The sequence below is a fragment of the Streptomyces sp. genome, assembly GCF_031181705.1.
Classification (GTDB): domain Bacteria; phylum Actinomycetota; class Actinomycetes; order Streptomycetales; family Streptomycetaceae; genus Streptomyces.
Genome location: NZ_JAPSKN010000211.1, coordinates 1 through 6730 on the forward strand (window position 1 = coordinate 1; position 6730 = coordinate 6730).

Annotated in this window: 3 protein-coding genes; 1 reads left to right on the plus strand and 2 read right to left on the minus strand. The window is 73.3% G+C overall.

The features are described 5' to 3' along the window. The first annotated feature begins 26 nt into the window (after positions 1-26). Complete coding sequence (locus RIN80_RS25590) at positions 27-2420, plus strand: cation-translocating P-type ATPase (protein ID WP_309098012.1); 2394 nt, start codon at positions 27-29, stop codon at positions 2418-2420. Between the two features lie 10 nt (positions 2421-2430). Here RIN80_RS25590 and RIN80_RS25595 read toward each other — a convergent pair whose 3' ends face one another. After that, positions 2431-3315, minus strand: coding sequence for a calcium-binding protein (locus RIN80_RS25595; protein WP_309098013.1), 885 nt, complete (start codon positions 3313-3315; stop codon positions 2431-2433). 194 nt (positions 3316-3509) lie between these two features. Beyond that, entirely contained in the window at positions 3510-6626 is a 3117-nt protein-coding gene (locus tag RIN80_RS25600; RefSeq protein WP_309098014.1) for a sacsin N-terminal ATP-binding-like domain-containing protein, read from the minus strand. Positions 6627-6730: the final 104 nt, after the last annotated feature.

A 6730-nucleotide genomic window follows, 5' to 3' on the forward strand; every position in this document is an offset into this window, starting at 1 on the left:
GCAAATCCGCACGTACCGTCGAAGGCATGACGCATCTCGACGCGGGTGCCCGGCCCGAGTCCGCGCGGCCGGCGACGGTCACCTCCCGCGAGACCGGCCTGACCAGTGCCCAGGTGGCCGAACGCGTGGAGCGCGGTCAGGTCAACGACGTACCGGTGCGCAGCAGCCGGTCCACCGTCGACATCGTCCGGGCGAACGTCTTCACCCGCTTCAACGCGATCATCGGCGTGCTGTGGCTGATCATGCTGGTGGTCGCGCCGATCCAGGACAGCCTGTTCGGTTTCGTGATCCTCGCCAACACCGGCATCGGCATCGTCCAGGAGTGGCGGGCGAAGAAGACGCTGGACTCGCTCGCGCTCATCGGCGAGGTGCGGCCGACCGTGCGCCGGGACGGGGCCTCCGGGCAGGTCAGCACCTCCGAGATCGTCCTGGACGACGTGATCGAGATCGGGCCCGGGGACAAGGTCGTCGTCGACGGCGTCTGTGTCGAGGCCGACGGTCTCGAGATCGACGAGTCACTGCTCACCGGCGAGGCCGACCCGGTCGTCAAGCGCCCCGGTGACCAGGTGATGTCCGGCAGCTTCGTGGTCGCGGGCGGCGGCGCCTTCCAGGCCACGAAGGTCGGCCGGGAGGCCTACGCCGCCCAGCTCGCCGAGGAGGCCTCACGCTTCACGCTCGTCCATTCCGAGCTGCGCTCGGGCATCTCGACGATCCTCAAGTACGTCACGTGGATGATGGTCCCGACCGCGATCGGCCTGATCATCAGCCAGCTGTTCGTGAAGGAGAACGCCTTCGACGACTCCGTCGCCCGCACGGTCGGCGGCATCGTCCCGATGGTCCCCGAGGGCCTGGTGCTGCTCACCTCGGTCGCCTTCGCCATCGGGGTGATCCGGCTGGGCCGCAAGCAGTGCCTGGTCCAGGAGCTGCCCGCGATCGAGGGCCTGGCCCGCGTCGACACCGTCTGCCTGGACAAGACCGGCACCCTCACCGAGGGCGGCATGGACGTCACCGAGCTGCGGCCGCTGCGGGACGCCGACGAGACGTACGTACGGAAGGTGCTCGGCGCGCTGGGCGAGTCGGACCCACGGCCGAACGCGTCGCTGAAGGCGATCATCGACACCTATCCGGCCGTGGCGGACTGGCGCTGCACGCAGGCCCTGCCGTTCTCCTCGGCCCGCAGGTACAGCGGCGCCGCGTTCCGCGAGGGCGACGGGCGGAGCCGTACGTGGCTGCTGGGCGCGCCGGACGTGCTGCTGGCCGAGGACGATCCCGCCCTGGCCGAGACCGGGCGGCTGAACGAGCAGGGGCTGCGGGTGCTGCTGCTCGCCCGGGTCGAGGGGGAGCTGGACGATCCCGAGGTCGCGGAGGGCGCCGAGCCCACCGCCCTGGTGGTGCTGGAGCAGCGGCTGCGGCCGGACGCCGCCGACACGCTGCGCTACTTCGCCGACCAGGACGTCAGCGCCAAGGTCATCTCCGGTGACAACGCGGTGTCGGTCGGGGCGGTCGCCGCCAAGCTCGGGCTGTCCGGGACCACCGTGGACGCCCGCCGGCTCCCCGCCGACCAGGACGGCATGGCGGACGCCCTGGACGAGGGGACGGTCTTCGGGCGGGTCACCCCGCAGCAGAAGCGGAACATGGTCGGGGCGCTGCAGTCGCGCGGGCACACCGTCGCGATGACCGGGGACGGGGTGAACGACGTCCTCGCCCTGAAGGACGCCGACATCGGTGTCGCGATGGGCTCCGGCTCGGAGGCGACGCGGGCGGTCGCGCAGATCGTGCTGCTGAACAACAGCTTCGCCACGCTGCCGTCGGTGGTGGCGGAGGGGCGCCGGGTCATCGGCAACATCACGCGGGTCGCGACCCTGTTCCTCGTCAAGACGGTGTACTCGGTGCTGCTGGCCGTGCTGGTGGTCTGCTGGCAGGTGGAGTACCCGTTCCTGCCGCGCCATCTGACCCTGCTGTCGACGCTGACCATCGGCGTCCCGGCGTTCTTCCTCGCGCTCGCGCCGAACAAGGAGCGCGCCAGGCCCCACTTCGTGCGGCGGGTGATGCGGTACGCGATCCCCGGCGGGGTCGTGGCGGCGGTGGCGACCTTCGCGACGTATCTGATCGCCCGGCAGCACTACGAGGGCGCGGGCGCGCTGGACGCCGAGACCAGCGTCGCGACGCTGACGCTCTTCCTCATCTCCATGTGGGTGCTGGCGATCATCGCCCGGCCGTACACGTGGTGGCGGATCGCCCTGGTCGCCACGATGGGCGGGGCGTTCGTGGTGGTGCTGGCCGTGCCGTGGCTGCAGGACTTCTTCGCGCTGAAGCTGGTCGGGATGACGATGCCGTGGATCGCGGTCGGCATCTCGGTGGTGGCGGCGGCCACCCTGGAACTCACGTGGAGGTGGGTGGACCGCCGCTTCCCGGCGTAGCCGGTGGTGCCTACTGCACGTCGACGAAGTCGCCCGTGGCGTTGACCGCCGGGGTCGTGGTCGTGCCCGCGAAGGACCAGCGGAAGTAGCCGTCCGTGGAGGCCGTGGTCGTGGTCTTCAGCTCACCGGTGCTGTTCGACTTGATGGTCTTCAGCGTGGTGTAGGTGTCGCTGCCCTTCTTGCGGAACTGCAGCTTCACCGACTGGTTGGTGTAACCCGCGTACTTGAAGGTCTCCCAGTTGGCGCGGGACAGCTTGCCGGTGACGGTGATGGTGCGGCCCTTCTTCACCGGTTCCGGCGAGGCGTTGACCGTCAGCTTGGAGGCGCGCTGGACCTTGTGGGTTCCGTAGTAGTCGTTCCAGTAGATGTCGCCGCTCTTGGACAGGGCCCCGACGGTGACGTGCCAGGTGCCGGCCAGCACGTTGGCGTACAGCTCACCGACGCCGTCGTCGTTCAGGCCGGGGGCGGCCGAGATCGTGAGCTTGCACGACGAGGTGGTGGCGCTGGTGGCCGTGCAGGTGGCCGCCTCCTCGTTCGGCGGGAGGAAGCCGTCGAGTCCCTCGTCGATGTCGGTGCCGTGCCACAGGTCGATGTACGCGTCCTCGATGCCCGAGGCGTGCGTGGCGGTCAGGGAGACCGTGAAGGTCTTGGTGTAGGTGGTGCCGACCACGACGGCCTTGCCGGCGTTGACCTTGACGTTCGACACGACGGGCTCGGCCGCGGCGACGGCCGCGGCACCGAAGGCCGACTTGTCGGAGGAGGCGCCGAAACGCTCCGCGGCGCTCGGCCGGTTCAGGTTCACGTCGCCCTGGGCGTCGGCCTGCGCGGCCGGCACGGCGAGGGCGGAAAGGGCCAGGGCGCCGGTGACGGCGGCCACGGTGGCTCGGATACGCATTCGTTCTCCAGGTGGAGAGGGGCCCCGGTGCTCGTCGTCGGCTCTCGGGGCCCAAGTGATCGTGGAGTCTGTTGACTCGCATGATCAGATTCGCGAACAGGTCGCTTGGTTGTACGACCGGTGAAAAATTTGTGCGAGGTTTTCACCGGCCGGGCGAAGGCCGCCTCCGGCCCGGCCGAACCCCCGTCACCGGCTCAGTCGAACCACCGGTCACGCGCCAGCTCCCGCGTACGGGACGGGTCCTCCAGCAGCGCCGCCACCTCGAACCGCCGCGGCCACTGCCCCGCCGCCCAGGCCAGCCCCGCGGCGACGCCCTCCAGGGTGGCGGCGTGCAGCACACCGTCGTCGGTGAGCCGCCAGTCGATCTCCACGCCGTCCACGACGAGTTCGTCGTGCTCCACGTAGGAGGCCGGGGTGCGTGGGCCGAGCAGCACCCGCACCGGCTCGGGCACCCCGTGCTCGGCGCCCTCGGAGGTGACCCGCCCGGTGACGGACTCGCTCAGCCGCCGCACCTGGAACAGTTCGGCCAGCTCTGCCGCGCGGGACGGCCGTACGGGGAGCAGCGGGACGCCCTCGGTGAACGGCAGCAGGTCGGGCGAGTCGCACACCACGGCGTCGGCCGCGTCCACGACCTCCACCCGGCCGTCGACGACGGCCCGCAGCTCGTCCGGCAGGGTCACCTGCTCCGGGTCCAGCTCCGCCAACGCGCTGTACAGCGCCTGCAGCTGAGCATCCGTCACCTGCCGCCCGGGGTCGGCGAGCCGGTCGAGCAGCTCGGCGGCACCGCCGGGCTCGTCCAGCAGCGCGGCGACCGAGGTGCGCACGCCCAGCGCGCGCAGCACCTGCTCGTCCTCGAACCCGGTGGCGTCGGCCTCGTCGTAGAGACCGCGCAGCAGCGGGTCGCCGCCGGCGGCGCGCAGTCCCGCCGGGCGGCGGCCGGCCAGCACCGGGTTCCCGCGCAGCCACCAGGCCGTGTAGGGACGGACGAGCTCGTGCGTGCCGTCGTGCAGCAGGATCCGCACCGGCTGCACGATCGCGTCCCTGAGCGGCGGCCGGGACAGCAGCGCCAGCGCCTGCGCCCACTTGTCCTCGTCCACCAGGTCCAGGTCCCGTACGGCGACGATCTCGGTGGCGACCGGCGGCACGGGGCTGTCCGGGAAGCGGTCGAGGACGTCCTCGCACCACACGTCGACGGCGTCCAGCAGGCCCGCGTCGTCCGGCTCGGCGAAGTCTCCCTCGCGGGGCTCCAGTTCGTCCGGGTCGAGCACGACGTCGGTGGCACGGACGAGCGCGAAGTCCACCAGCACCCCGCAGGCGGCCAGCGGCTGTTCGCCCCACTTGGCGGCCAGCTCGGCGTCCACGGCGGCCAGTTCGCCCTCGCGCATGACCCGGGCGAAGGGGCCGCCGGGGAAGACCAGTTCGCAGGCCGGGGCCGGTTCGCCGTCCTCGTCGGGCAGGGCGAGCGCGCCGAGCCACGGCTCGTCCCCGGGCTCCAGGCCGGCGTCCCGCACCAGCGCGAGCACGGTGTCGGCCAGTTCCTCGGCGTCGAGGGTGTCCTCCTCCCAGTTCACCGCGCCCTCGTCGTCGAGCGACGCGGCGACGGCGGCCCGCACCTGCGGGGTGGTGAGGACGGCCCGCGGGGTCGCGGGCAGCGCGCCCAGCTTCTCCAGGATCGGGTGGGCGGCGTCCGGGTGGGCGACCTTCAGACCGAGCCGGGCCAGCACCTCCGGGTCGATCCGGGCGGTCTCCGCGCCGGGCAGCAGCACCTGCCGGGGCCCGATGGTCGTGCGCCCGTCGGCGAGCGGCACCGGCAGTCCCGACAGCCGGTCCGGGTCGACCCCGGCCAGGCTGTCGTAGAGCCGCCGCCACCAGCCCGGGTCCTTCTCCAGGCCGGCCAGCCGGTCGATCGCGTCGGTGAGCGGAACCCGGGCGACCGCCAGGGTCCGCAGCTCCGGGCGGCGTTCGAGCCCGGCGGGCAGCAGGGTGGGCAGCACCTCGGCGAGGACCCGCACGGTGTCCGCGCCGGCGCCCTCGACGAGTTCGGCGTCCCGCGGCCGCAGGGACTCGGGCAGGTCGTCACCGTCCTGGGGCGGGACCGCGGGCGGCAGGAAGGACGTGCGGGGCAGCCGCTCCAGGATGGCCCGGCGCAGGCCACCGTCCAGCTCGCCCTTGCCGAGCGGACCGGGCACGAGGTCGACGATTCCGGCGGTCACCGGGCGCCACGCGCCCAGCAGTTCGGCGTAGGCGTCGGCGGCGCGCTGCACGAGGAAGTCGGTCAGCGGGCCGGGGGCGGCGTGCCGGCGGGTGGTGTCCAGCGGGAACGAGGCGATGAGCAGGGCCGGCACGCCGAGCGGCTCGTCGCTGGGGGTCGGGGCGTGCACGACCGGGCTGGTGCGGGGCCGGGCCGGACTGCCGTCGCTGTCGACGGGGACGGCCCAGGTGACGGACCAGTGGGGCCGCAGCCGCTCCTCGACGGGCCGGTCGGCCAGCAGGTCGGGGGTGAGGGTGCCGTGGGCCGCGGCGGTGCGCCAGTGGGTGACGCCGTCGGCGGAGTCGTCGACGACGGTGAAGGGGCCGTCGCTGCGGCGGGTGAGGCTGCGCGGGGCCTCGCCGCCGATCTCGACGACGACCTCCTCCAGGCCGGGCAGGGCGAGCAGCAGGGCGTCGTCGACGGCCCGCAGCAGCCGCTCGGCGAGGTCGGCGGCGGCCGCGTCGCGCAAGGGCAGGATGACGGCGGTGTCGTACGGGTCGGGGGCGGTGCCCTCGGCGGCGAACGGCAGCCGCAGCAGCGGCACGTGCCCGTCCCGCCGCCGCACCTCGTCGCCGAGGCCGGGGCTGTGCCGGGCGGTGTCGGAGGCGAGTTCCCGGGCCTCGGCCAGGGACCAGCGGACCCCGCCGTGCCGGCCGACGACGGCGGGCTCGTCGGTCACGGAGAGCACGGCGGCGAAGCCCACGCCGAACCGGCCGATCGAGGGCGTGTCCCGCTTGGCGGACGCGCGCAGCGTGGCCAGCGACTCGACGCCCGCCGCGTCCAGCGGGGCACCGGTGTTGGCGGCGACCAGCACCCCGTCGCGCAGGGTGAGCCTCAGCCGCCCCGGCACTCCGGCCCGGGCCGCCGCGTCGGCGGCGTTCTGGGCGAGCTCGACGACGAGCCGGTCCCGGTAGCCGCCGAGGGCCAGGTCCTCCTCGGCGTTGGCGTCCTCGCGGAACCGGGCCGGGCTGGTGGCCCAGGCGTCCAGGACTCCGCGCCGCAGACGTGCCGTACCGAACGGGTCGGCACCTTCGGCGGCCGGGCGCACGAACTTGCTCACGTTGACTCTCCTCATCGGCGGCGGGGGCCGTGAGGTCGAAGGTACCGCGCTCCGCGGGGCCCCCGGACCAGCGGCTACGAGTGCCCCAGCTCCGCCACCGACTC